This is a genomic window from Thermoanaerobaculum aquaticum, assembly GCF_000687145.1.
GTDB lineage: Bacteria > Acidobacteriota > Thermoanaerobaculia > Thermoanaerobaculales > Thermoanaerobaculaceae > Thermoanaerobaculum > Thermoanaerobaculum aquaticum.
The window spans coordinates 1-832 of sequence record NZ_JMFG01000065.1 but is presented as its reverse complement, the minus strand read 5'-3'; the positions used below and the strand labels follow the sequence as shown (position 1 = coordinate 832).

Genomic DNA, 832 nt, shown 5'->3' with positions numbered 1-832 from the left:
GCGGGTGATGTTGGTTTTCGTTTTGGAAAACCGCACGGTGGGAGGATCACCACTGAGGTTCAGGTCATCCCACCGCAGCTTGAGCGGTTCTCCGGGGCGGCAACCGGTGGTGCGCAAAAGCAGGAAGTAGGCCCGGGCTTCCCGGTCGTCAAGCTCGGCAATGGCTTGGTCCAGCTGCTGAAGCTCCTCCGGGGTGAAAAGGTACGCTTCCTTCACGGGTTTTTCCTTGAAACGCGGTGCCCCTTGGAACGGGTTGGCCTCAAGGTAGCCTTCGCGCTTGGCTTGGGCAAAGCAGGCAGCGAGATATGCCCGCGCGCGGTTGGCAAAGGCAGCGCCTCGCTTGGCCAGCTCACGTATAAGGTCGGCCGCTTCATCCGGCCCGATGCTCTCCAGCGGGCGGTTCGCCCAGCGCTGCCAGGCGGGGGAAGGTTGCGCCGGGTGTCCACGGCCACCGGGGCCACCCTGGAGGTGGTAGCGGTAATGTTGGAAGGAAGCCGTGCCGACTTTTTGCGCGAGGTAGCGAGCTACCCATTCCCCGTAGGTCAGCTCCTTTTTCGCGGCCCTTCCCCCCTGGGGGTCTTCCCCACGGCTCACCTTGCCCAGCACCTCAACGGCTTGCTTGCGGGCTTCGGCTACGTCCAACTCGGGCCATCGCCCCAGGGCCAAGCTCTTTTGCCTCCCACCAAAGCGGTAGCGAACCAGCCAGGTCTTGACGCCGCTGGCATGAACCACCAGGGTTAAGCCCCGCTGGCCGGCGTCGGCATAGAACCGCTGGCCGCTTTCTGGGGTAGGCAGCGAACCCACCAGGCGGTCAGTAAGGCGTTTTCCAAGC

Annotated in this window: 1 protein-coding gene; it reads right to left on the bottom strand. The window is 64.1% G+C overall.

Translation table 11 applies throughout. The annotated features are described in order from the left end of the window. Positions 1–807 (bottom strand): tyrosine-type recombinase/integrase (locus tag EG19_RS12045; RefSeq protein ID WP_268746960.1); only part of this gene is annotated, 807 nt, incomplete at its 3' end. Positions 808–832 lie beyond the last annotated feature (25 nt).